This window comes from Bacillus sp. FSL L8-0528 (assembly GCF_038593085.1).
In the GTDB taxonomy this organism is placed as follows: Bacteria; Bacillota; Bacilli; order Bacillales; family Bacillaceae; genus Bacillus; species Bacillus paralicheniformis.
Genome location: NZ_CP151961.1, coordinates 1,017,418 through 1,040,369 on the forward strand (window position 1 = coordinate 1,017,418; position 22,952 = coordinate 1,040,369).

The 22,952-nt window shown below is 45.1% G+C and carries 22 protein-coding genes and 1 pseudogene; 12 read left to right on the forward strand and 11 right to left on the reverse strand.

Features of this window, described 5'->3' with window-relative positions:
• Together MHI30_RS05115 and MHI30_RS05120 are read left to right on the forward strand one after the other, a co-directional pair.
• On the forward strand, positions 1–1,410 hold the full coding sequence (locus MHI30_RS05115) for a SpoVR family protein (RefSeq protein ID WP_075755466.1): 1,410 nt from the start codon (positions 1–3) through the stop codon (positions 1,408–1,410).
• 406 nt (positions 1,411–1,816) lie between these two features.
• Complete coding sequence (locus MHI30_RS05120; RefSeq protein ID WP_020450723.1) at positions 1,817–2,644, forward strand: C40 family peptidase; 828 nt, start codon at positions 1,817–1,819, stop codon at positions 2,642–2,644.
• A gap of 48 nt (positions 2,645–2,692) precedes the next feature.
• Here MHI30_RS05120 and MHI30_RS05125 read toward each other — a convergent pair whose 3' ends face one another.
• On the reverse strand, positions 2,693–3,571 hold the full coding sequence (locus MHI30_RS05125) for a LysR family transcriptional regulator (RefSeq protein ID WP_075755468.1): 879 nt from the start codon (positions 3,569–3,571) through the stop codon (positions 2,693–2,695).
• Positions 3,572–3,681: 110 nt separating this feature from the next.
• Between MHI30_RS05125 and MHI30_RS05130 the strand changes: the two genes are divergently transcribed.
• The 6 genes and pseudogenes from MHI30_RS05130 to MHI30_RS05155 all read left to right on the forward strand — a co-directional run.
• Entirely contained in the window at positions 3,682–4,773 is a 1,092-nt protein-coding gene (locus MHI30_RS05130) for a citrate synthase/methylcitrate synthase (protein ID WP_075755470.1), read from the forward strand.
• A gap of 121 nt (positions 4,774–4,894) precedes the next feature.
• Positions 4,895–5,968, forward strand: a complete 1,074-nt coding sequence (locus MHI30_RS05135; RefSeq protein WP_075755472.1) for a PQQ-dependent sugar dehydrogenase — start codon at positions 4,895–4,897, stop codon at positions 5,966–5,968.
• The gene (locus tag MHI30_RS05140; protein WP_145699692.1) at positions 5,889–6,770 is read left to right on the forward strand and encodes an SDR family oxidoreductase; all 882 of its coding nucleotides are present in this window, start codon (positions 5,889–5,891) and stop codon (positions 6,768–6,770) included. The genes MHI30_RS05135 and MHI30_RS05140 overlap by 80 nt, the downstream gene beginning before the upstream one ends.
• 136 nt (positions 6,771–6,906) lie before the next feature.
• A complete protein-coding gene (locus tag MHI30_RS05145; RefSeq protein WP_075755476.1) occupies positions 6,907–8,265 on the forward strand; it encodes a sodium-dependent transporter in 1,359 nt (452 codons plus the stop codon).
• 21 nt (positions 8,266–8,286) lie between these two features.
• Positions 8,287–9,915 carry a pyridoxal-dependent decarboxylase gene (locus MHI30_RS05150; RefSeq protein ID WP_081379962.1) on the forward strand — a complete coding sequence of 543 codons (1,629 nt, stop codon included), beginning with the start codon at positions 8,287–8,289 and terminating at the stop codon, positions 9,913–9,915.
• A gap of 6 nt (positions 9,916–9,921) precedes the next feature.
• A pseudogene (locus MHI30_RS05155) lies at positions 9,922–10,080 on the forward strand (N-acetylmuramoyl-L-alanine amidase); the annotation flags it as partial.
• A 205-nt stretch (positions 10,081–10,285) separates the two neighbouring features.
• Here the strand turns inward: MHI30_RS05155 and MHI30_RS05160 are convergent.
• The 4 genes from MHI30_RS05160 to MHI30_RS05175 form a co-directional block, all read right to left on the reverse strand.
• The gene (locus tag MHI30_RS05160; protein ID WP_075755480.1) at positions 10,286–10,699 is read right to left on the reverse strand and encodes a hypothetical protein; all 414 of its coding nucleotides are present in this window, start codon (positions 10,697–10,699) and stop codon (positions 10,286–10,288) included.
• 7 nt (positions 10,700–10,706) lie between these two features.
• Entirely contained in the window at positions 10,707–12,296 is a 1,590-nt protein-coding gene (locus MHI30_RS05165; protein ID WP_342409928.1) for a T7SS effector LXG polymorphic toxin, read from the reverse strand.
• A gap of 716 nt (positions 12,297–13,012) precedes the next feature.
• The gene (locus MHI30_RS05170) at positions 13,013–13,900 is read right to left on the reverse strand and encodes an AraC family transcriptional regulator (protein WP_154495622.1); all 888 of its coding nucleotides are present in this window, start codon (positions 13,898–13,900) and stop codon (positions 13,013–13,015) included.
• A gap of 77 nt (positions 13,901–13,977) precedes the next feature.
• Complete coding sequence (locus MHI30_RS05175) at positions 13,978–15,390, reverse strand: PLP-dependent aminotransferase family protein (protein WP_075754727.1); 1,413 nt, start codon at positions 15,388–15,390, stop codon at positions 13,978–13,980.
• Between the two features lie 112 nt (positions 15,391–15,502).
• Between MHI30_RS05175 and MHI30_RS05180 the strand changes: the two genes are divergently transcribed.
• Positions 15,503–15,937 carry a GNAT family N-acetyltransferase gene (locus MHI30_RS05180; RefSeq protein WP_075754729.1) on the forward strand — a complete coding sequence of 145 codons (435 nt, stop codon included), beginning with the start codon at positions 15,503–15,505 and terminating at the stop codon, positions 15,935–15,937.
• A gap of 28 nt (positions 15,938–15,965) precedes the next feature.
• Here the strand turns inward: MHI30_RS05180 and MHI30_RS05185 are convergent, their stop codons facing one another.
• The 4 genes from MHI30_RS05185 to MHI30_RS05200 form a co-directional block, all read right to left on the reverse strand.
• A complete protein-coding gene (locus MHI30_RS05185) occupies positions 15,966–16,256 on the reverse strand; it encodes a hypothetical protein (RefSeq protein ID WP_003180123.1) in 291 nt (96 codons plus the stop codon).
• A complete protein-coding gene (locus MHI30_RS05190; protein WP_075754731.1) occupies positions 16,244–17,314 on the reverse strand; it encodes an anti-sigma factor in 1,071 nt (356 codons plus the stop codon). Before MHI30_RS05190 ends, MHI30_RS05185 begins: the two co-directional genes overlap by 13 nt.
• Positions 17,307–17,798, reverse strand: a complete 492-nt coding sequence (gene sigM / locus MHI30_RS05195; RefSeq protein ID WP_011197692.1) for an RNA polymerase sigma factor SigM — start codon at positions 17,796–17,798, stop codon at positions 17,307–17,309. Before sigM ends, MHI30_RS05190 begins: the two co-directional genes overlap by 8 nt.
• 299 nt (positions 17,799–18,097) lie before the next feature.
• Positions 18,098–18,640, reverse strand: coding sequence for a cupin domain-containing protein (locus MHI30_RS05200; protein ID WP_075754733.1), 543 nt, complete (start codon positions 18,638–18,640; stop codon positions 18,098–18,100).
• A gap of 155 nt (positions 18,641–18,795) precedes the next feature.
• Here MHI30_RS05200 and MHI30_RS05205 point away from each other — a divergent pair, with 155 nt between their 5' ends.
• From MHI30_RS05205 to MHI30_RS05215, 3 genes are all read left to right on the forward strand, one after another.
• Entirely contained in the window at positions 18,796–19,791 is a 996-nt protein-coding gene (locus MHI30_RS05205) for an aldo/keto reductase (protein ID WP_075754735.1), read from the forward strand.
• 126 nt (positions 19,792–19,917) lie between these two features.
• Positions 19,918–20,517: a lysophospholipid acyltransferase family protein gene (locus tag MHI30_RS05210; protein WP_075754737.1), complete on the forward strand. Its 600-nt coding sequence runs from the start codon at positions 19,918–19,920 to the stop codon at positions 20,515–20,517.
• Positions 20,518–20,675: 158 nt separating this feature from the next.
• Positions 20,676–21,041, forward strand: a complete 366-nt coding sequence (locus MHI30_RS05215; RefSeq protein ID WP_059232066.1) for a DUF805 domain-containing protein — start codon at positions 20,676–20,678, stop codon at positions 21,039–21,041.
• A gap of 28 nt (positions 21,042–21,069) precedes the next feature.
• Here MHI30_RS05215 and MHI30_RS05220 read toward each other — a convergent pair whose 3' ends face one another.
• Positions 21,070–22,347 (reverse strand): acyl-CoA thioester hydrolase/BAAT C-terminal domain-containing protein, encoded by a 1,278-nt coding sequence (locus tag MHI30_RS05220; RefSeq protein WP_075754739.1) that lies wholly within the window; start codon positions 22,345–22,347, stop codon positions 21,070–21,072.
• On the reverse strand, positions 22,344–22,940 hold the full coding sequence (locus MHI30_RS05225) for a TetR/AcrR family transcriptional regulator (protein WP_075754741.1): 597 nt from the start codon (positions 22,938–22,940) through the stop codon (positions 22,344–22,346). Before MHI30_RS05225 ends, MHI30_RS05220 begins: the two co-directional genes overlap by 4 nt.
• Positions 22,941–22,952: the final 12 nt, after the last annotated feature.

Sequence of the window (22,952 nt, forward strand, 5' to 3'; positions counted from 1 at the left end):
TTGAGCATACGGGAACAAAAAGAGCTGCAGCGGGCGATAGCAGAAATTACGGAGATCGCGGAAGGATTCGGCCTGGATTTTTATCCGATGAGATATGAAATTTGTCCGGCTGAAATCATTTATACATTCGGCGCATACGGGATGCCGACAAGATACAGCCATTGGAGTTTCGGCAAGCAATTTCACAAAATGAAGCTTCACTATGACTTTGGCTTGAGCAAAATATATGAGCTTGTCATTAATTCAAATCCGTGTTACGCGTTTTTGCTGGACAGCAATTCATTGATTCAAAATAAGCTGATTGTCGCACACGTCCTGGCTCATTGTGATTTCTTTAAAAATAACTGCCGTTTCCAAAATACGAAGCGCGATATGGTTGAAAGCATGTCGGCGACAGCAGAGCGGATTAAACATTATGAGACGGTTCACGGTTCAAAAGAAGTCGAAGCATTTCTCGATGCGGTGCTGGCGATTGAAGAACACATTGACCCTTCGCTCGTGAGGCCGAAGCTGTCGTGGAGCATAGATGATGAAGAAGAAGAAGAAACAGACGCGCCGCCCACTCCTTATGACGACCTCTGGGAACTGGATCACAAAGGATCGAAAGAGAAGAAGAAAAGGACGAAAAAAAAGTTTCCGCCGAAGCCGGAAAAAGATATTCTGCTGTTCATTGAAGAACATTCGCGGGAGCTGGAGCCTTGGCAGCGCGACATCTTAACGATGATGAGAGAGGAAATGCTGTATTTCTGGCCGCAGCTTGAAACGAAAATCATGAATGAAGGATGGGCGTCCTACTGGCATCAGCGGATCATCCGCGAGCTTGAGCTGACATCAAGTGAAGCGATCGAATTCGCCAAGCTCAACGCGGGAGTGGTTCAGCCGTCCAAAACGGGCATCAATCCATATTATCTCGGATTGAAAATATTTGAGGACATAGAGGAGCGCTACAACAACCCGACAGAAGATATGAAGAAGATGGGTGTAAAGCCGAACTCGGGGAGAGAAAAAATATTTGAAGTCAGGGAGATCGAATCAGACATTTCATTTATCAGAAACTATTTAACGAAAGATCTCGTGATGAGGGAAGATCTCTACTTGTTTCAAAAACAGGGAAGGGATTATAAAATCGTTGACAAGGATTGGGAGGCTGTGCGCGATCAGCTTGTCAGCATGAGAGTCAACGGAGGATTTCCTTATTTGACAGTTGAGGACGGAGATTACTTAAAGAACAATGAATTATACATTAAGCATTGGTATGAAGGGATCGAACTCGATTTAAAGTATCTTGAAAAAGTTCTGCCTTACCTTCACCAGCTATGGGGAAGAAGCGTGCATGTCGAAACCGTGCTCGAAGATAAGCCCGTCATGTTTTCCTATGATGGAAAGGCTGTCCATCGCAGATATTTATAAAAAGTTTCAGGCTGCATTCGGGCAGCCTTTTTTATTTTAAAGCGCAACGACGACCGTCACTATGCCAAATAAAAGAACGTTTGTCCAGTTTTATAAGTTAATCATAAAAATGTAAAATAAAGTATTTAATACTCTTTCTAAAATTGTAATTTTGGCTGCTGGAAAGTGCGAAAATGTAGTATTTAAGTTACCTTTGAAATGTAAATGAAATATTATCTACCCTTAAAAACTTTTTTTAAAAACGAATAATTAAGGAATTTGACATAGTAAGTCAAGACTATACCTGATGGAATTCCCTCCTTATAATAGAAACAGAGGAAGGGCTGAAGCAGCCGTTCTCAAAAAAAAATGAAACTGCTAATTTTTCCTTTAAAAATATAAAATATTCTGCTAGTGGGAGGACAACATGAAAAAACAAGTAATAACAGCAGCATCAGCGGTTGTTTTAGGATCGACTTTATTTGCGGGAGCGGCTTCCGCGCAAACTATAACTGTGAAAAAAGGGGATACGTTATGGGGATTTTCGAAGAAGTACGGCACAAGTGTCAGCAAGATTAAACAGGAAAACAAGCTGAAATCCGATATCATTTACATAGGTCAGAGGCTGTCGATCAATGGAAGCAGCTCTTCGTCTGCAAAAGCGTCGCAAGCTTCATCAGCTACGCATAAAGTGGTCAAAGGAGACAGCCTTTGGAAAATTTCTCGGACATACGGCATGACCGTCAATGAACTGAAATCTCTGAATGGTTTAAAAACAGATTTAATCCGGATCGGACAAGTATTAAAAGTTAAAGGGACGAAAAGCGTAAAAGCTGCATCAACGACAAAGCCTTCTGCATCAAGCGGGACAAGCAAGGCGCCTGCGCAAACCTCTTCAGCGCTGAATACGTCAAAACTTGTTTCAGATGCAAAAGCCCTTATCGGAACGCCTTATAAATGGGGCGGAACATCTGCATCAGGATTTGACTGCAGCGGGTTTGTCTGGTACATCCTCAACAAACAGACAAATGTGGCGAGAACGAACACAGCCGGATACTGGAATTCGATGAAGAGCGTATCAAGCCCCGCAGTAGGTGATTTCGTATTCTTCACGACATATCAGCCGGGACCTTCGCATATGGGGGTTTACATCGGAAACAATCAATTCGTTCATGCCGGTTCTGACGGCGTAACGATCAGCGATATGACAAACAGCTATTGGAAGCCCCGCTATCTTGGAGCAAAACGCTTCTAATGTTGCAGGGACAAGCCCGTTCATCATGGTGAACGGGTTTTTTCCCGTTTAGAAACGGAACTCGGCTAAAAACGCCAAAAAGTGTTCGACCTTCTCATTATCTTTCAGACTAATCGCATATCCCCCTGCAACAGGAAGCTTCATGAAATCGCACGGCACCTCTATTAATCTTCCTTCCATCAGCTCGCGGCGCACAGTCGACAGCGGCAAAAATGATATACCGAGTCCTTCTGAAATAAATCGTTTCGTAATATGCGTCTGGCTTACGAGCATTGTTCTGACAAACGGAAATTTGATCCTCAGCTGCCTGACGAGGTCGTCCCAGTATTCGGGGTGATTATGGGTCAACAGCAAATATTCTTCAAGCAAATCTTCGACATCGAGCGGCGGCGCTTGTTCTGAATTGCGGCCCTCATGAGGGGCAACCAAAATCACGGGATCGCTGTACATGGAATAGCAGTTCAGGTTTGACGATTGCACGTTTAAGCAGCTTAATCCGATATCTGCATGGCCGGCTGAAATCAGGGGAGCGATTTCAGCTGATTCGGCGATCTTTACTTTGATCTCCGAATTCGGATGCAGCGCTGTGTATTTTTTTAATACAAATGGGAGAATCGTATCGGCGATAAGCGGTGAAACCGCTAGATTCAATGTCTGCGAATAGCCTTGTCTGATTCTGTGAAGCTCTGCCATGCTCGATTCATAGTCTTCCAGCAGGCGAAGGGCGAAAGGAAGGTAAGCGCGCCCTTCTTTCGTTAAATGAATGCTTCTTCCTTTGCGGGTGAACAGCTGGCACCCGAGTTCTTCCTCAAGCAGTTTAATTTGGACGGTGACGGTCGGCTGAGAAATAAATAAGGTTTCCGCCGTCTTTCTGAAATTTTCGTATTTTGCGGCAGTAACAAAGGTATGAAGCCATTTAAAATCCATTGCAGTCCTCCTGATTAATTTTGTTAATCAAAGACATCAATATAATTCAATATTTTTTAAATATTATATCAACTATAATGATATTTACAAAGGAAAAAGGAGGAATTGATATGGTTTATCATGGATTAAAAGGGATTACTTGTGTTGAAACAGCCATCAGCCGCATTGACGGTGAAGAGGGAAAGCTGATCTACAGAGGGTACAATGCTGATGAACTGGCGCTTACATCCACATTTGAAGAAGTCGCTTATCTCATACTCAACGGGGCATTTCCGACGGAGGCGGAACTCAGTCAATTCAATGAGATGCTCGCTTCATTCCGTGTGCTGCCAGAAGCATGCGAGCGATTGATCCGCAGCCTTCCTGCCGAATTAGACGATATGGCGGTTCTTCGCACGGCCGTCTCTTCATTCGGGGACAAATCGTTTGCGTTCAAGCCGACAATGGAGCAGGCTCTCAGACTGATTGCAGCCGCCCCGTCGATTATCGCGTTCAGAAAAAGGCTGACTGATGGAAAAGAGCCTGTTCAGCCGCTGGATGAGCTTGGCTTTGTGGAACATTATTTTTACATGCTGAAAGGAAAGCGCCCGACAGAAGCTCAGAAAAAAGCGCTCGAAACGTACATGATTCTTGCGATGGAACACGGCATGAACGCTTCAACTTTTTCGGCAAGAGTTACGGTGTCTACGGAATCCGATCTTGTTTCTGCCGTCACATCTGCACTTGGCACGATGAAAGGACCTTTGCACGGCGGAGCGCCGTCTGCGGTGACTGATATGCTGGAAGGCATCGGGGAAAAACAGCACGCAGAAAGCTATATAAGAGAAAAGCTTGAAAAAGGCGAGAGACTGATGGGATTTGGACACCGCGTCTATAAAACGCATGATCCGAGAGCGAAGGCTTTAAGGGTGAAAGCTGAGGAAATTGCCGGGGGCGACCGGGATATCGACCTTGCTCTTCATGTTGAAAATACGGCGATCCGCCTTTTGGAAGAATACAAACCGGGGCGCAAGCTTTATACGAATGTCGAATTTTACGCAGCGGCTGTCATGAAGGCGATCGATTTTGATGCCGCATTGTTTACCCCTACTTTTTCGGCAGCGAGAATGGTCGGCTGGTGCGCCCATGTGCTGGAGCAGGCTGATAACAACATGATTTTCAGGCCGTCGGCTAAATATATCGGAGAATTGGTTTCTCAGTAATGCGGACACACGCCTTCTCAGCGAAGCGCGTGTTTTTTAATAGATTTTTGAATGTTTAAGTAGGGAATTATGCCGGTGTTCTTGAATGTATTCATCAAGAAAATCCTTTAAGGGGGAGACGATGAAAAAAGGATTCCTGATGTTGATCATGCTGTTTTTTCTAGGTGCATGCTCGGAAGGCCGGGATTTTGATGCTGAACATGAAGCGGCGGCCGCAAAAGAAGGCGGAAGCGGCGCCGAAGTTATCGCAGAGCGCTTGGATGTGCCTTGGACGATCGCTCACACTGGCGAGATTTTTTACGTGACCGAAAGAAACGGGGGAATCGTGTCCATTGCTGACGGCAAAAAGGAGCGCATGCAGCTTCAGCTGAAAAAGCCCGTTCATCAAGAAGGGGAAGGCGGGCTGCTCGGATTTGTACTTCATCCTGATTTCAAAAACAATCAGGAGGCATACGTTTACCATACATACAAAGACGGGGGCCATCTGAAAAACCGGATCGTAAAATTGACGCTTGACCGTCTCACTTGGACGGAAACGGAGGAGCTGCTTGCCGATTTGCCCGGAGGCGTGATTCATAACGGCGGCCGGATGGCGATCGGGCCCGATCAAAAGTTGTACATCACGACAGGTGATGCGGGGGAAAGGGAATGGGCCCAGCAGCCTGAAAAGCTGGCGGGGGTGATTTTAAGGATGGACCTTGATGGTGCGATCCCTGCTGATCAGCCTTTTCGCTCGTCTTATGTATACAGCTTTGGACACCGGAATCCGCAAGGCCTCGCATGGATCGGCCGGCAGTTTTACAGCTCCGAACACGGGCAGTCTGGACATGATGAAGTGAACAAAATAGAACCCGGAGCCAATTATGGCTGGCCGGTGATTGAAGGAAGCGATAAGAAGCGGGGAATGAAAGCGCCGCTCATCCATTCGGGAGAAGAAACGTGGGCCCCATCCGGTTTAGCGCAGAAAGGGGATATCCTCTATATGGCCGGGCTGCGGAGTGAGGGCGTTTTCCGGATCGATCCGGCGGAAGCCAAAGCGGTCAAATGGCTTGGCGGATACGGCAGAATCAGGGATGTAAAAGTAATCGGAGATGATCTGTATTTCATTACGAACAATGGCGACGGAAGAGGCGAAAAAAAACAGACAGACGGATGGACAGAAAGCGCAAAAACAAGAAAAACAACCCGGGGCTGAGCACAAGATGGTGCCCCTTCCGCTCTCGGAAGACCGCGACTACAAAGGAAGCGGCAAATTAAAAGGAAAAACCGCCATTATCACCGGAGGAGACAGCGGAATCGGAAGAGCGGCCGCCATTGCATACGCCAAAGAAGGTGCCGACATTGCCGTCATGTACTTGGACGAACACAAGGATGCCGAGGAAACGAAAGAACGAATCGAACAAGAAGGCGCAAAATGCCTCTTGATTCCCGGAGATGTCGGGGATGAAGCACATTGCAAAACATCTGTCGAAAAAGCGGTGAATCACTTTGGCGGGCTCGACATTCTCGTGAACAATGCTGCCGAACAGCATCCGCAAAAAGGGATCGAAGATATTTCGACCGAACAGCTTGAACAAACGTTCAGAACGAATATTTTCTCCATGTTTCACATGACAAAAGCCGCGCTCCCGCATTTAGGGGAAGGCAGCGCGATTATCAATACCGCATCGATCACAGCTTATGAGGGCAGTCCGGCGCTGATTGACTATTCGAGCACAAAGGGTGCGATTGTCGCGTTTACCCGTTCGATGGCTGCATCCCTTGTCAAAAAAGGAATACGCGTCAACGCGGTAGCGCCGGGGCCCATTTGGACGCCGCTCATTCCGGCTACTTTTTCGCCGGAAAAAACGGAAAAACACGGTACAAATACGCCGATGGGAAGGCCCGGACAGCCTTCTGAACACGCTGCGGTGTATGTTCTGCTCGCTTCAGACGATTCCTCTTATATGACAGGACAGACGATCCACATCAACGGCGGAAGATATGTGACGACATAATTTCAACCGGCTGCTATTGTAAGGCAGCCGGTTTTTTCTGTTTGTTTTTTCGGAAAAATAAGAATTTGAAAGATCACTTTCAAAAAAGCTGCCCTGTAAGAGATAATAGAAGCAGAAAGAGAAAGGATGTGTATGAATGAGCGATCGCAGAATGACAGCAAAATGGGCATCCAAACTTGGATTTGTTCTCGCGGCAGCGGGATCCGCCATCGGCCTGGGGGCGATTTGGAAGTTTCCCTATGTGGCGGGAACGAGCGGAGGAGGCGCATTTTTCCTTGTCTTTGTCCTATTTACGATACTGCTGGGATACCCCCTGCTTTTGGGGGAATTTATATTAGGCCGAAAAAGCCAATCGGATGCTATCGGCACCTATCAAAAAATAGCGCCGGGGACGCCTTGGGTGATCACAGGCTGGATCGGAATCGCCGCCTGCTTCCTTGTCCTGTCGTTTTACAGTGTGATCGGCGGCTGGATTTTGCTTTATATCATCAAAGCAGTAACCGGTTCATTGTCGGGTCTCACACAGGCCGGATACGGGGAGCTATTCGGGTCGATCATCCAAGATCCGCTGCAGACACTGGCAGCGCAGCTTGTGTTTATCATCATGACGATCCTCGTCGTGGCGAAGGGTGTGCAAAAAGGAATCGAGCGCGTCAGTTCGATTATGATGCCGCTATTATTTATTTTATTTATTGCGCTCGTTTTAAGGGCTCTGACGCTTGAGCATGCGATCGACGGCGTGCGTTTTCTGCTTGTGCCCGATTTTGGCAGCCTGACGCCGCAGGCGATTCTTTTTGCGCTCGGACAAGCTTTCTTTACGCTGACGCTTGGCGTATCTGTGATGGTAACGTACAGCTCCTATTTGTCAAAGTCACAAAACCTTCCGAAGTCGGCGGTCTCGATCGTGATCATGAACCTTACCGTCACGCTGCTTGCCGGCCTGGCGATTTTTCCGGCCGTCTTTTCATTCGGGCTTCAGCCCGATCAGGGGCCGACTTTATTATTTGCGGTTCTGCCGGCAGTTTTTGACCGGCTTCCATTCGGGATGCTGTTTTTTATCGGGTTTTTGACGGCCTTTTTATTTGCCGCGCTGACTTCGGCTTTTTCGATGATCGAGATCATTGTTGCCGCAATCACAAAAGGCGATCAAACGAAAAGGGGGAAATGGACGTGGGCGATCGGCCTTTTGATTTTTGCCGTCGGCATTCCTTCCTGCTTGTCTTACGGAGTGCTCGATGAGCCGTTCATTTTTAAGAAGACGTTTTTTGATGCGGCGGATTATGTCGTCAGCAATATTTTGATGCCGCTTGGAGCGCTTTTTATTTCGATTTTTATTCCGCTGAAATTGTCCAAACACGATCTATATGAAGAAATGAAAAGCGGATCAAAAGCGGGGAAAGGCTTTTTTATCGTGTGGTTTTATCTTCTCCGTTTCCTTGTTCCGCTTGCAATTGTACTTGTCTTTTTAAATTTAATCGGAGTGTTTTCATTTTAAAAGATCAGGAGATGGGTGAATATGGTGTTAGACTTTCAACAGATGTTTCCGAGCGAGGATGGCAATCATGAGGCGCGGTATCAGCTGCTGGCATTGCTTGAAGCGGTATTGGCCGGAATGGACAGGCTGAAGGATCCCGCCCGGATGACGCTTGGCCGCGAGTCTGAAGTTTCCTCTGACTACTATCAAAGCGTCATTGAAGAGGCCGCCTTGCCGGAAAAAGGCTTCGGGGCGGAAAAAAGCGTCGAAGAGCTATTGAAATTGCTTGACGGCCACCGTTTTTTAAACAGGCATTATGTGGCCAACGCGACGCCTTTGCCGAACAACGCCAGCATCGCCGGGAATCTTTTAATGGTTCTTTTAAACGGAAACAATTTATGGGATGTAGACGGCACGGCTGCAGCAAGGACGGAAGTGCAGATCACGGCGATGCTTTCAGACATTGTCGGTTATGACAGGCACAAGAGCGGCGGTTTTACCACATGGGGCGGGCAGGGAGCTGTTTTTCAGTCGCTCAGGCTGGCGATCGCAAGCGCGTATCCTGAAGCGAATCAGCAAGGAACACCGCATCACCTGTACGCATTCTGTTCAGAGCTTTCGCATTTCAGTCTTTACAAATCGCTGGAAGCTTCCGGAATCGGGACGGACCATTTGATCAAGGTCAAGACGAATCGCGATCATTCGATGGATCTGACCGATTTGCGGGAAAAAATGCAAGCCGTGATTGAAAAAGGCGGACATCCGATATATGTTTTGGCAACGCTTGGCACAACTGACTCATTTGGCATCGATGATTTGGCCGGAATCAAAAAAGTGACTGAGGAAATAGAGGCCGCCTACGGTTTGCCTCCTGTCTATATTCATGCCGATACGGCGATGGGCGGGATGTACGGTTTTTTTAACGGATACGATTTCACCGGAAACCCGCTTCATCTTGAAGATGAGGTGCTTGAGACGCTTGCCCGCTACAAAAAACATTTTCAGCATTTGCACCTGGCGGACAGCTTGGTCTTTGATTTTCATAAACTTGGACAAACGCCGTATATCACAAGCCTTTTCTTGGTGAAAAACCGTGAGGCACTGAAAGCCGTTGATTTGGATCCGGATGAGACGCCTTATGTCGGTAACAGGGGGTTTGGCAGCTATCATACGAGCTATACGCTAGAGTGTTCGCGAATGGGAAGCAGCATACCGATTTATGCTTCTCTGCTCGCATTCGGAATCGAAGGCTACCAGGAGATCTTGGCCAATTACATCAGAGTTAACCTGGCGTTTCGAAAAAAACTTCTGCAGGCTTTTCCGAATGCAGCCGTCACCAATGATGTATCACCTGTAACGACATTCCGCTTCTATCCGGGAAATGTCCGCTACCATGAAGAAATCAGCGGCGCCATCACGGAGGAAGAAGTGCGGAATATTAACAAATTCAATGAAAAAATCGCCGAAACATTGGGAAGGTACCGCAGTTACACCTATTTTGGCAGCACGAAAAAGCAAACATACGTTTATCCTGCTGACAGCCGTTTGCCGGTGCCGCTTTATGTCCAGAAATTCTACAGTGTCTCACCTTACACGACAGTTGATACAATTGACCATTATATCGCCTTTTTAAAAGCGCATGTTGAACCGTCCGATGTAGCAGCCGGATAAAAATTTGAAAATGAAGTCGCATATCATGCATATCATAAAAAAGTTCAGTTGTTATGTGAGTTTCCTTAAATCGAATGCCAATGTAAAGTCGATCAGCGTGGAAACGTGTGTCGAAAAAGATGGCAAGATTCACGGTGACAGAATGCCGCTGAATTGGTCGTTGAAACGGTGCAAGCTGATGCAAGAACTGTTTGCGGACGGTATTTACGGGCCAAAAACAAAGGCGAAAATTGAAGCTTTATTGAAGTAATCAAAAAGGCCCTTTCTTGTGTAAAGGGCCACATTTTTTTCGCTTCATTAAGAGCACCATTTCTGCGTTGAATTAAAAAAGAAGGCGCCAGTTGTGGCGCCCTCTAAAAAACATTTATATTTATTCTAATCCTGAATATGGATTTTCAACGTTTCCTTCCAATTCCTCAATAGTTTCCTCTATAAGCTCTCTAACTTCTTCACTAGGGTTTTCTTTAATCATTTCCTGTAATGCTTTAAAGCTTTCTGGAAGTCCCAAATAAGCTATTATTGATGTAGCATTGTCTATTAGATCATAAGAATTTGCATCCAAGATATTTTTTATTAAAATATCTATTTTATGTTTAATTTTGTCGTCCAGAATTTTATAAGTATGCCATTGTCTTTCTGAAAGTTGGTAAATTGCTTCTGATAATTCAATATAACTGACACTATCTTTTGCACTTTCATAAATATCAACAATCTGATTGAAATACTTCTCTAATGTATCTTCAGGTAAAGAATCGGGTAATTCATCAAACTTAGAAAAATCCATGTTCGTTTCACTCTCCTACAACTGGAATGTGGGTTATGTTACTCGGTTTTTTATGGAGTTTACCATCTTGTCCTAGAAGTTTTTTTTGTATTTTTATTTGGGCAGTCCACATATTTCCGGAATTACTGTCCGGAAATTTCTCTTTTGCGTTTAAATCCGGTGAATGCCACTTGACTTCTACTTTTTTTCCATCAATTTCAAAGTTGTATTTGTATCCTTTTTTTATAGTTTCACTTGCTTTAAAATTGTTTGGTGTACCCTTTGGTATCATGGATTCTAAATCATTAACGGAAATCTTTCCATTCTTGAGCTTGCTAGTCGCAAAACTCAGATCAAAATCTTTAACTTTGTCTTTTCCCTCAGAAGATTTTTTGGGCGTTTCCTTTGCTGATTTAGAAGGGTTTTGCTCAACTTTTCCAACATCCTTAGCTGCTTTCGATCCTTTATCTACCTTCGCAACTTTCTTTCCCGCTTCTTCACCTTTAAATAACTTGAAGCCGCGCTTTCCGTACTTAAATGCCTTTCCGAAAGGGGTGACATTCAATGCGGCCATCAAACGGTCACCATTACCTTTAACGATTTCACCTGTCGCAAGGTCGTATCCAAACGCTGCTCTTACTGCATCATACACACCTGTAAATTCCATCGCCGTATCGAAATATTTAGCAAAGTCGCTTTTTTCCACATTCTCTGGAAGGGTGTAGGCGGGTTCTATCTTAACGATTGTATCCCCATCTATGTATGCCCGGTAAAGCGTATCGTTAAATACTCTATAATCTTTTTTTAGTTCATTCAATTCCTCTTGAGTGTACTCTTTTTTGGAAACCTTTTGTGTCGCCAATTTTTTTAATCGATCTGGATCGGCGAGAGTGTTTACGTCAGCATCTTCTTTGTCTCCGACTTTTTTCAACATGGCACCCATCGCTGTTTCTTGATTTCCGCTCAGGTTATCCATATCATCCGGCTTTAAAATCGAACCTTTTTGGTAGCCGGTGATTTCAATTTTTGGTCCGGTATACATCTTTTCGAGCCTTGAAATGTATTTCTGCATCGTTTCTAGGTCGTTTTCAGCCGTTTTGAGGGCGTTTGTTTGCTCGCGGTCAAACGCATGCAGCTTTTCAAGAGTCGTGCTGATTTCCTTTAACGCTTTCTGATTCTGTTCATGAAAACCGCTGTCATTCAAATCCGGTAAATCTACGATATGGCTGACTTTTGCGATCGTCGCGTTGGTCTTAGAAACCAAATGTTTCGTTGTGCGATCGGCCGCATTTAAGCCATTCTCAAGTTCGTGTTCGAGAAAGGACTGTGAAATAAATCCGTTATGGTTTGGTTCCAGGGAATTCAGCGCGCTTTTTATTTTCTTCAGCGTGGAACTGTATTCCTCTATGAAAGTATCATAGAACCGCAAAAAAGGGGTGTGGCACTCCTCGTAAAAGGCGCGGATCGCGTCGCCGCCTTTTCCTTTTAAAGCATCATCAAGTGATGTGATGCCGTCAACGGCCTTTTTGACTTTGGCGATTTCGGCTGATTGGTGTTTTAATTGTTCCAGCGTTTGATCTAGTGCATTGTGCAACGCCTGAACATCCAGAGTCTTCATGGCACTCTCCTCTAATACTAAAGTTACAATCATTTTAGAGTTTACCACTTTATAGAAGGGAATTGGAGAATAAATCCTGTTTATCCATGAAAATGAATCAATCTGCATAGAACATTCGGACTAGATCTCAGCTTTTTTCGATTTGCTCCTTATAACCCCCATGAACAAAATGTAAATTAATACAATGATGATATTATACAAAGGTTCAATTTTTAAAAAGATAGTACTAAGAGTCATCACTAGAAGCATGAGGAGTGTTGCAACCTACCATATAAACTCATATTTTTTATCACTCTGTTCTTGACTCCTCTTAGATAGGGATTCAAAAAATCCCAGGAGATTATACAAACGGGTGTAAAATTGTTGAGGAAGCGAACCGTCAATATGAATGCGCTTGGTTGTTTCTCATATTAACGGTTCGATTTTTTATTATTATTGTCGTTTTTGGAACATTAGCCAAATGAACAGAGTAATTCCCACCCTGATGAATCCGATTAAGAATAGGAGCTTTCATCTCTTCATCGTTTTTCAAAGTCTTGCGCTACTTTATTGTACGCCTGTGCAAATTCTTCAAGGCTGAAATTAAATGCTATCTGGGTATTCTACGACATTTTCTTCAATGTTATATCGTCACTCTCAGCGTCATTGTCTCTTTTTCTTCTGAAGCGATATTGTGAAGTAAAAAGAACTGATATCTTGAGCTTTTGTTTTTTTCTTTAATCCTTACATGCCGTTCTTTTTTGAACCGGTATCCATATTTCGCTTTTAAACGTTGGGGAGCTGATATCTTGATCCTGATTCCAGAGGATTTCCGGCCCTTTCGTTTGCTCGTAATGTGATGACGGGAACCATTCAGCATAAATGCGTCCCCAGACATTTTGAAGGGTGTCCGGAAACGGACCGGCCGCTTCAAAGACAGCCCATGTTGAGGCGGGAACTTCAAGCTGTTCATATCGGTCCGGGCATTCCTTCGTTGTCGCTGCACCGATATAATGGTCAAGCTCTCCCTGCTCTTCCATCCGGCCTTCGGAAAAGTTCGCCGATGCTTGAATCAGTCCAAGCGGCTTGACATTTGACAGCTCTTTTAATTCAGCGATGTTTTCACTGCTTAATGCTTTCCACATCGAGGCGATTTCCGGATTGATTCCGTGAAAGACGACAGGGACCCTTTTTTTGATTCCGACGATCCGAAATGCTTTCTTTTCTACAATTCGGTAGTTCATTTCGTTTCCTCCTCTAATTGTTAACTGGAAGGTCATCGGAGGATATGCTTTCAGTGTACTGATATCGTGCCGGGCCTCTGTCGGCGTAATGCCGTGCAGCTTTTGAAATGCGCGCGTAAAAGCATCCGGCGAGTGATAACCGTATTTCACCGCGATATCAATCACTTTTTGATTTGTGTTTTTCAATTCAAACGCTGCAAGGGTAAGCCGCCTGCGGCGAATGTATTCGGACAGCGAAATCCCTGCAAGAAAAGAAAACATCCTTTTAAAATGATATTCAGAGCAGTAAGAAAGCTTCGCAACCGTTTGAAAATCAATACTGTCTGTCAGGTGTTCTTCAATATACGCCATGGCTTGATTCATGTTCTTCAGCAAATCCATTTGATGACCTCCTCTGTTTACAAGAATAGCAGGAGCAGAATCCCGGCATCCGACTTTCCGTGCCCGATTATGCAGGGTCATTCCCGAGACTGTCCGCCGTTCAACCATGCTGTCTTCAGCTTTTTGATGCCGTCTGCGATGCTTTTTTCAGAAAGTCCCCCAAATCCGAGGAGCACCGCGTGTGTTTCAGGAGGAGTCACATACGAGACAGAGGCTGGATATACTTTGACGCCTTTCTCCAGTGCTTTTTGAGTCAGCCACTCTTCACTCGGAGCGCTTTTCACCTCAAGGATGATGTGAAGACCGGCGTTCTCTCCTCTGACTGCGGCATGAGCGCCAAATTCACGCTTGATGGCGTCAAGGAGCGTTTTTCGTTTTTTTCGGTAGAGTGTTCTCATTCGGTTCAAGTGTCTTTGATAATCCCCGTTTTTCATAAAAAGAGCAATGGCATGCTGCACATGGCGGGAAACCGTTTGTTTAAATAAAGATGCCATGTTAAGCCCTTCTTTGACGAGCGGAAAGGGGAGAACCATATAGCTGATCCTGAGGGAGGGAATCAGCGATTTTGAAAAGGTCCCTAAATAGATGACCCGGTGGTTCCGGTCAAGTCCCTGTAGGGAAGGGATCGGCTGTCCCGCATAGCGGAATTCCCCGTCATAATCGTCTTCGACGATATAAGCTCCGGTCGATGCTGCCCAGTCAAGCAACTGCAGCCTGCGGCCGACCGGCATGATCATTCCGAGCGGAAACTGATGGGACGGGGTGGTGTATGCGAGCTGCGGCTGATATTGTTCAAGATCTTGCACGGAAATCCCGCTCTCATCGACTGCTATAGGCACCACATTGAAGCCGCCGGTTTTCAGGACCGTTTTCGAGCGATGAAATCCGGGATCTTCAAAACCGACAGTTGTGCCTTTAGGAAACAGATGGCACAGCAACTGCAGCAAAACCGGTGTGCCGGCTCCGATGATGATTTGCTCGGGTGAACAGACCACGCCGCGCGACTCTCTGAGATAAACCGCAATCATTTTCCGCAGCGGAAGGTCTCCGGCCGGGGGGCCGCTTTGAAAAAGGTCATGCCCTGATTCACCAACGGTTTTGGCGAGCGTTTTTTTCCATTGGGAAACAGGAAATGACGCGAGGTCTACATGGCTGTGGTGAAAATCGATCATGCCCGCCGCCGTCTCAGTTTCTTCCAGTTCTTTTTCGGCAGGGGGAGGGGGTGCAGCCTGTGCAAAGTCTCCTTCCGCTTCAGCCGCAAACCAGCCCTTTCTAGGCTTGCTGAGCAAATATCCTTCTGCAGCCAGCTGTTCATACGCGTGTTCAACAGTTGTCAGGCTGACATTTAAATGTTTGGAAAGCATTCGTTTGGAGGGAAGCTTTGTTCCAGGCTTTATGTGTCCCGAATGAATGCTGCGTTTGAAAAACGTGTACAGCTGCTGATAAAGCGGCTCGCTGCCGCTGCGGTTTAAAAAAGGGGTTATATCCATTCGATCAGCCCTTTCAATTCATCTGGTATGTTTTATTTTATCAAAACTGGCCATTTTAAAAAGACCAGTTTCCGGGTTAAAGTAGTTCCATAACCAACAGAAGGGAATGACGATGGTGCTTGATTATAGGGAATTGCATTGTGAAACAGAACTCAAGGAAGTCTATCCGATTATGAGACAGCTCCGCCCCCATTTGGATGAAACGTCTTTTTTGGAGCTCGTCAAAGAAGCGCGGGAGGCTGAAAACTACACGTTATTTGCGCTGTACGACGGCGATATTCCGGTGGCTTTGGCCGGCTTTTTGCCGAGGGTCTCTTTGAATCAAGGCCGTCATGTTTGGGTAGCAGACCTGGTGACGTGTGAAAAACACCGTTCAAAAGGCTATGGAAAGAAACTTTTAGGCGCTGTTGAAGAGTGGGCCAAACGGAACGGATTGGCTTCAGTCGCTTTATCATCAGGCTTGCAGCGCGCAGCCGCCCACCGTTTTTATGAAGATAAAATGAGGTATGAAAAAGCGAGCTACCTATTCCACAAGGCTCTGAAATGAAAAACTCCCCGGTATAACCGGGGAGTTATTAAAAGCCGAGCTGCAGATTCGTATCGATGGAGACGATGGTCCATACGCAAACGAGAATGAAAATGTTCAGGACGACGCCGAGAAATCCGAGACCGGTCCGTCCTTTTTTTATGAACAGCTCGATAATTCCGAGCGGAACGGCGGCCATCGCAAAAGGAAGCATCTTATACGAATATGCGATCGTGTCGCTTAAAATGGCCAAGTTTAAGACGAACAGGGACAGAATGGCCGTTCCGACAGACACCCATCCAAATACGTTGTGCTCCTTAAAGATTCTTACCAGTTCCATAATTCCACCTCACCTACTTTAGCTGCTTTGACAGGCCCTTTTTTGATCAGCCGTTCAACCTCTTTTGACGGTCCGGTAATGACGGCTCCATACACGTTCACACCGTTTTGTTCCACATAGTCAAGCCGTTTGGAAAGCTTCAGGTTTTTCCTGCCTGAAATCGTTTCAGCCCATTTATTGTGCTTGATCATGTAGGAAAGCGCCGCTTTAAACTGCTCGTCATCGTTTTCGGCAGGATGCTGAATTTCAAAAATCCGGTTTGAATCTTTTCCGGGAAAACCGATCGGCTCTGCGTATGGATGATCTTTTAAATCGCCCTCTGTCTCAATCGCATTCCACAGAACGCGAACATCATAGCCTTTTAATTTTTCATACAGCTCTTTTGTCGGATATGCTCTTTCAAAGGAAAGGAAAGCTTCGGTTACGGTTCCGTCAGGCAGCTGTTTTAAAATCGACTCGGCTTTGGACACTGATTTTTCTTTGATGCCGTCAGGGTAGACAAAATGACGTTCTTCTTTTGAAAGCTCCTGATTGTATTGATGAATCTGCGGAGACTTCAGCTGATCGAAGAACATTTCCACTTCTTCATTTCCAACTACTTTTGTGACGTTTCCGATTTGCTTCTTTAACTGGAACTGTGTTTCGATTCCAAAGAGTTTTACTTTGTTGACAAGGGCTTCGGTATCGACTTGAATATTCGGATTTGTGACGGCAACTGTCATTGAAGCGGTTTGCACCAGTTCATTCCCTTTGCTTTCATGCCCGCCCAACCCGTAGTATAGATAGCTGCCGAGTGTGCAGATCGGCAGAATAATAAGCGTAGAAATAACAGCAAGGGTGGAAATCCGCATATATGATTTATTTTTTCCGTATCTTAAAATCGCTTTTTGCTTTTCAGGACTGATCGCCAAATCCCAGTCTTCGTCTTTCATTTCCTGTTCCAGCATGTCCTGGTATTCTTCAAGCTGTTCAAGCTCTTCTTCGACCCGGAGCATTTCCGATTCGGAAAGTTCGCCGTTTTTATATTTTTCCCAACGTTTTTTAAAATCTTCATTCATCGTTAACACCTCTGTTGTAAAGTGCTTTCAGCCGCTGTCTGGCACGAAATAAAACACTTTTAAAATTAGCCTCTGAGATATTCATCAAGCTTGACGCTTCCTTGTAGTTCAATTCTTTTAAATAGTACAGCGTAAGCGCTTCCCGGTAGTTATCGGGGAGCTGGTTCATATATAAGGTTAACACTTCCTTGATTTCGACCTGGTGAGCAGGGCTTTGCACCGCGTTTTGAAACAGGTTTCCGATCATGTCGTCAGAAATCGTCACTTCCTTTTTATGCTTTCTGACATAGTCGATAAACGCATTGCGCGCCACTTGAAAAAGCCATGGCTTCACCTTGCTGTGGTCGTAAGAATGGATGTGTATGTAAGCTCTCATAAAGGTTTCCTGAAGCAAATCCTCTGCTAGATGTTTATCTTTCGTCATGGAGAGCAGGAACCTGTAAACATCATTCATATACATTTGGTAAATTTCGTCGATAGTCACTGCCTTTTCTCCCCTCTATGTTATAAACGCATAAGAAAGGTTTGAAGTTGCACTAAATATGCCCACGGCTCATTTTTCCTCCAATTTCTTACCTTTAAAAATCATCTATCCTATATAATAACTGAACACGTTCAAAAAAACTAATCTTCATGGTGTAAAAAGACGATTTTAACGACTGAACGGCCGAAATATAAAACACAGCAGCAAAATAAGCCTTTTAGCATATCAGATCTTTATTATATGCTAAAAGGCTATTTGATTAGAGGATATCCTTCATTATCAGCTGTTTTTATCGTCTGTTAAAAATATTGGCCGTGACCGCGGTGGCCTTCTGCAGCCAGCGCATCGGCTTTCGTTCGATGGACGGTGCCGAATGGGTGGTTGGGCGGAGCATAGATTGAATAAAGTTTCAGCGGAGTATGGCCTGTATTGGTGAGATTGTGCCATGTTCCGGCAGGGATGACGATAGCGGTGTCATCATAAACATTTCTTTTAAATTGCAAATGATGTTTGCTCGGCCCCATCTGTACAATTCCCCTGCCTTGTTCAATACGAAGAAACTGATCAACGTGAGGGTGCATTTCCAATCCGATGTCTTCGCCGGGGTTGAGGCTCATCAGGGTAACTTGTAAATGCCTTCCTGTCCATAAAGCGGTCCGAAACGTTTTGTTCTGTTTTGCCGCTTCGTTGATGTTCGCGGCAAACGGCTTTTGTCCATAATCTCTTAAGACGATGCGTTCTTCACTGCCGGGTGTTCGAAAAGCGCCTGCATAGTCTGATTCGTGAAACCGAACCGGGTTGTAAGAAAAAGGAATATAATATGGGTATTGATTTGGATGCATTTGTTCTAGGTCCCTTCATTAGCTTTATTGGGATCATCGTATGCAATAGGCATATGAAGTGTCCCGCTTAAAGATGGTTTTTAGTCAAAATACGTTTTTTAAAAAAAGCTTCCGGGAAAACATGATATCAGACTCACAACAGGAGGGAGAGGAGCATGGAATACACCAACATATCCGGTACATCGATCGAATCGTCGCGCATCGGTCTCGGAACATGGGCCATCGGAGGTTTCATGTGGGGCGGAAGCGATGAAAAAGAAGCGATTCAAACGATTCATGCTGCGCTTGATGAAGGAATCAACCTGATTGATACCGCTCCGGCATACGGTTTCGGACAGTCGGAAGAAATCGTCGGCAAGGCCGTACAGCAATACGGAGAGCGCGACCGAGTCATTCTCGCGACAAAATCGGGGCTTGATTGGAAGCAGGAACAGCTGTACCGCGACGGATCGAGGGAGCGGATCATCAAGGAAGTTGACGATTCGCTGAAAAGGCTCAATACGGATTACATCGACCTGTATCAAGTGCATTGGCCCGATCCGCTCGTCCTGATCGAGGAAACAGCGGAAGCGATGAAAGATTTATATGCTGCGGGGAAAATCAGAGCGGTCGGCGTCAGCAATTTTTCCCCGGAGCAGATGGACACATTCAGAGCCGCGGCCCCGCTTCATACCGTACAGCCGCCGTACAACATGTTTGAAAGGGAAATCGAGCAAGACATTCTTCCGTATGCGCAAGATCAAGGGCTGACGACGTTATTATACGGTAGCTTGTGCAGGGGGCTTCTGTCGGGAAAAATGAATGAAGACTACACGTTCAAAGGAGACGACCTTCGAAAGCGGGACCCTAAGTTTCAAAAGCCGCGATTTAAAGAATATCTGGAGGCCGTCAGGAAACTTGATGAGTTTGCAAACGAGCGCTTCGGCAAATCGGTTCTTCATCTGGCAGCAAGATGGGTGCTTGATCAGCCCGGCGCAAGCATTGCTTTATGGGGAGCGAGACGCCCTGATCAAATCCGTCCCGTCAGCGAAATCACCGGCTGGAGCTTAACAGAAAGTGATCAAAAAGCAATTGACGACATATTGGACAATACGATTTCAGAACAGATCGGGCCTGAATTCATGGCTCCGCCGACAAAAGAAAAAGTCTGAAAGTACCGGGGAGGAAATTCCCCGGTTTTTTTGTGAAAAATCATTTTTTAGTACCAGGTAATAAAAAAAATTGTTATAATAATAAAGGGAAACCTCATACGACTACATCAATAAAGGAAGTGCCATATGTATAAATTTACTGGTTATGCTGCAAAAGCGATTCTTTCTTTGCGCGGCGGAATTAAAGTATACAATAAAGAAAATCTTCCTAAAGACACAGGTTTCGTTATTGCGTGCACACATGCAGGATGGGTGGATGTCGTCGCACTGGGTGTCGGCATTTTGCCTATGGAAATTCATTACATGGCGAAAAAAGAGCTTTTTGAAAATAAATTAAGCGGTTCTTTTCTTTCAAGCATCAACGCATTTCCCGTTGACAGGGAAAATCCCGGGCCAAGCAGCATCAAAACCCCGATCAAGCTGTTGAAAGAAGGAAAAATCGTCGGCATTTTTCCAAGCGGAACGCGGTCATCTGAAGACGTTCCATTGAAAAGAGGGGCTGTCACGATCGCCCAGATGGGAAAAGCGCCGCTTGTGCCGGCCGCATACAGCGGTCCTTCCAACGAAAAAGAGCTTTTCAAAAGAGGCAAAATGAAACTGGTCATCGGAGAACCGCTCAATCAGGAAGATTTCGCTCAATATTCGTCAAAAGAAAAGCTGGTCAAAATGACGGAAGCTTTGAATGAAAGTATTAAAGCTTTAGAGAAAAAGCTGGAACAGCTATAATTCAAACATACGCAAGGAAAAACAGCTTCTCACGCAAAGAAGCTGTTTCTTATTTTGCTAAAATTCACCTTGCACTCCATTTTTTATGGTGAAATAGCAGCGTTTTTATTTTTTGTGCAGTATTTTAGAACGATGTTTATTGGTGGGAGAGCTATATTATGAAATGGTATTTGAAAGCAATAAAAAACTATGCAGGATTTACAGGAAGAGCGAGGCGTAAGGAATTTTGGCTGTTTTGTCTTTTCTCATACATGGTTCTGGTCATCTACGGTTTTTTTAAAGCCATTCTGCATCTTCCGGAATATGAAATAGAGACATTTTTAGGGATGGTTTATTTGCTCGCCATCCTTGTGCCGGGCTTGGCTGTCACGATCCGCAGATTGCATGATACAGGTAAAAGCGGATACTGGATCTGCATCGGTCTGATTCCTCTCATTGGAAAGATCGTTTTGCTGATCATGCTTTGTCAAAACAGTGTAAAAGAGGAAAATCAATACGGGCCGAACCCGAAGGCAGCTATCTAAGCGAAAACCGCCTGTCCCCAGGCGGTTCTTAGTTGCTTGGGGCAGTTGCTTTTTCTAAAAACAAAAGCAGTTCCCGCCAAAATGTTTGAGCTGCAATGGCATCGGCTTCAGTTTTTCCCCCATAGGCTATTTTTCGGCTTTTCCGCCCGGATGTCGGAAAGTATGGAGGCCTGATATTATGGCCGGCATCTTCAAAATATAGATGTTTAACAGAATAGGGAAATCTCTTCTTTTTCAGCCGTTCAACGATTTTCTCGTTCATAGAGGCGGAGGGCCATACCAAATCATCAGTACCTGAAGTTAACAGAATAGGCCCATTAATATGTTCCGCTTTTATAATTGCTGGATGATCCTCTTTCACTTTTCGTAAAGCCTTTTGGTAAAGATCAAGAAAAGCATGAGGCCGTCTTGTAAGCTTATGTTTCATCATATTCCAAAGCTGAGAAAGCGAGAACAGCGGCAGCGGAGCAAAGGCGAGCGGTGCGCCGTCCAGACTCCAGGAAGATGTCTGCCGAAATTTTTTTAATCCAACCCCTTGAAAGACGACTCCGCCGCCTACATGAGAAACCGCAAAACGGATTTCAGGAAAATGGGAACCTATCAGCAGCGCCAGTTCGCCGCCTTTTGACCGTCCGCATATTCCGATTTGACGATGATGAAGTCCTTCTTGGCGTCCGAGCCAATCGATCGCTTTCCGGAAATATTCAAGCGGGATTTCAACCAGTTTTTTAGGAAGCTGTTTGTATTGAAAATAAGGGATTGCAAATGTTGCATATCCGTAATTTGCTAACATGCCTGCCATTGTTTCATCAAGGCCGCCGTCAGATCCCCCTAATACGATGATTGCGGGAGGCCGGTTGACAGCAAGCGGACGAAAAAAAGTGCCGGACAATCCATTTTCGCTTACTTCCTGCCTCTCTACTGTTTCAGAAAGCAGCACTCGTTTTATTTCTTTACTCAGGATCATGCGTTCTTTTTGCTTCACCTCAATCCTGTAAACGGAAGGGTCAACCGATTTTTTATGGAACGAGCAGGAGGATTCAACCGCCTGCATTGACCAAAAAAGCCCCATTTGATCTTTAGACCGGTAGGTTCCTTTTATTGGGGCTGCTGCTGCAGAGTCGACTTCTCCCAATCGATTCGCTTGAAAAACAGCGTGTGATCTCCACTCTGCGTCAGCTTCATCTTTCACAGTCACGATGATTTCAATGATGTCAAACGGTCGGAGTCCGCTTATCTTCAGGTTTATTTTTTCATCCCATTTGGAAACTGCAGGTATGTGCAAAACCGGTTGCAGAGTAATCAAGACGGCACTTCCTTTTCAAGTTTTGTGTAAAATAAATCGACGCACTCCTCAACATAGTCATCAATACGATCATCGAACGACTCCTTGAATGCGGGCAAATGTTGAAACATAATGTATTGATTCAGCAAACCGAAAAACATTTGGCTTAACATTTGAAAATTGCCGCCCGAAATTTTTTTTTCGGCATAGAGGTTCGCAAAATAAGTCTCTAAAAAGCGGTTGAGACGGCGGGGAATATCCATGATTAATTCGCAAACTTCCTTATCCTGTACGGCATCATTAAAGTAAAGTAAAAAAACAGTCCCTTTTTCCAGGTTTTCTTTTAAATACGCTTTCGCAATGAATGAGAGGTCTTTTCGTAAATCGCCGGTTAATATTGCTTCAAGTTCTCCAATAAAATCTCCTGATGCAACATGTTGAATCACACTTTCCCGAAATAAATTCTGTTTATTTCCGAAGTGTCTAAAAAGGGTTAAATGATTGACGCCTGCTTTTTGGGCAATTTCTCTGGTGGATGCGGCTTGATATCCTTTTTCTTTAAAAAGGGCAAGCGCCGCTTCGATTAATCGATCCCTTGTAGATTGTGCTGACATAAGTCCCTCCTG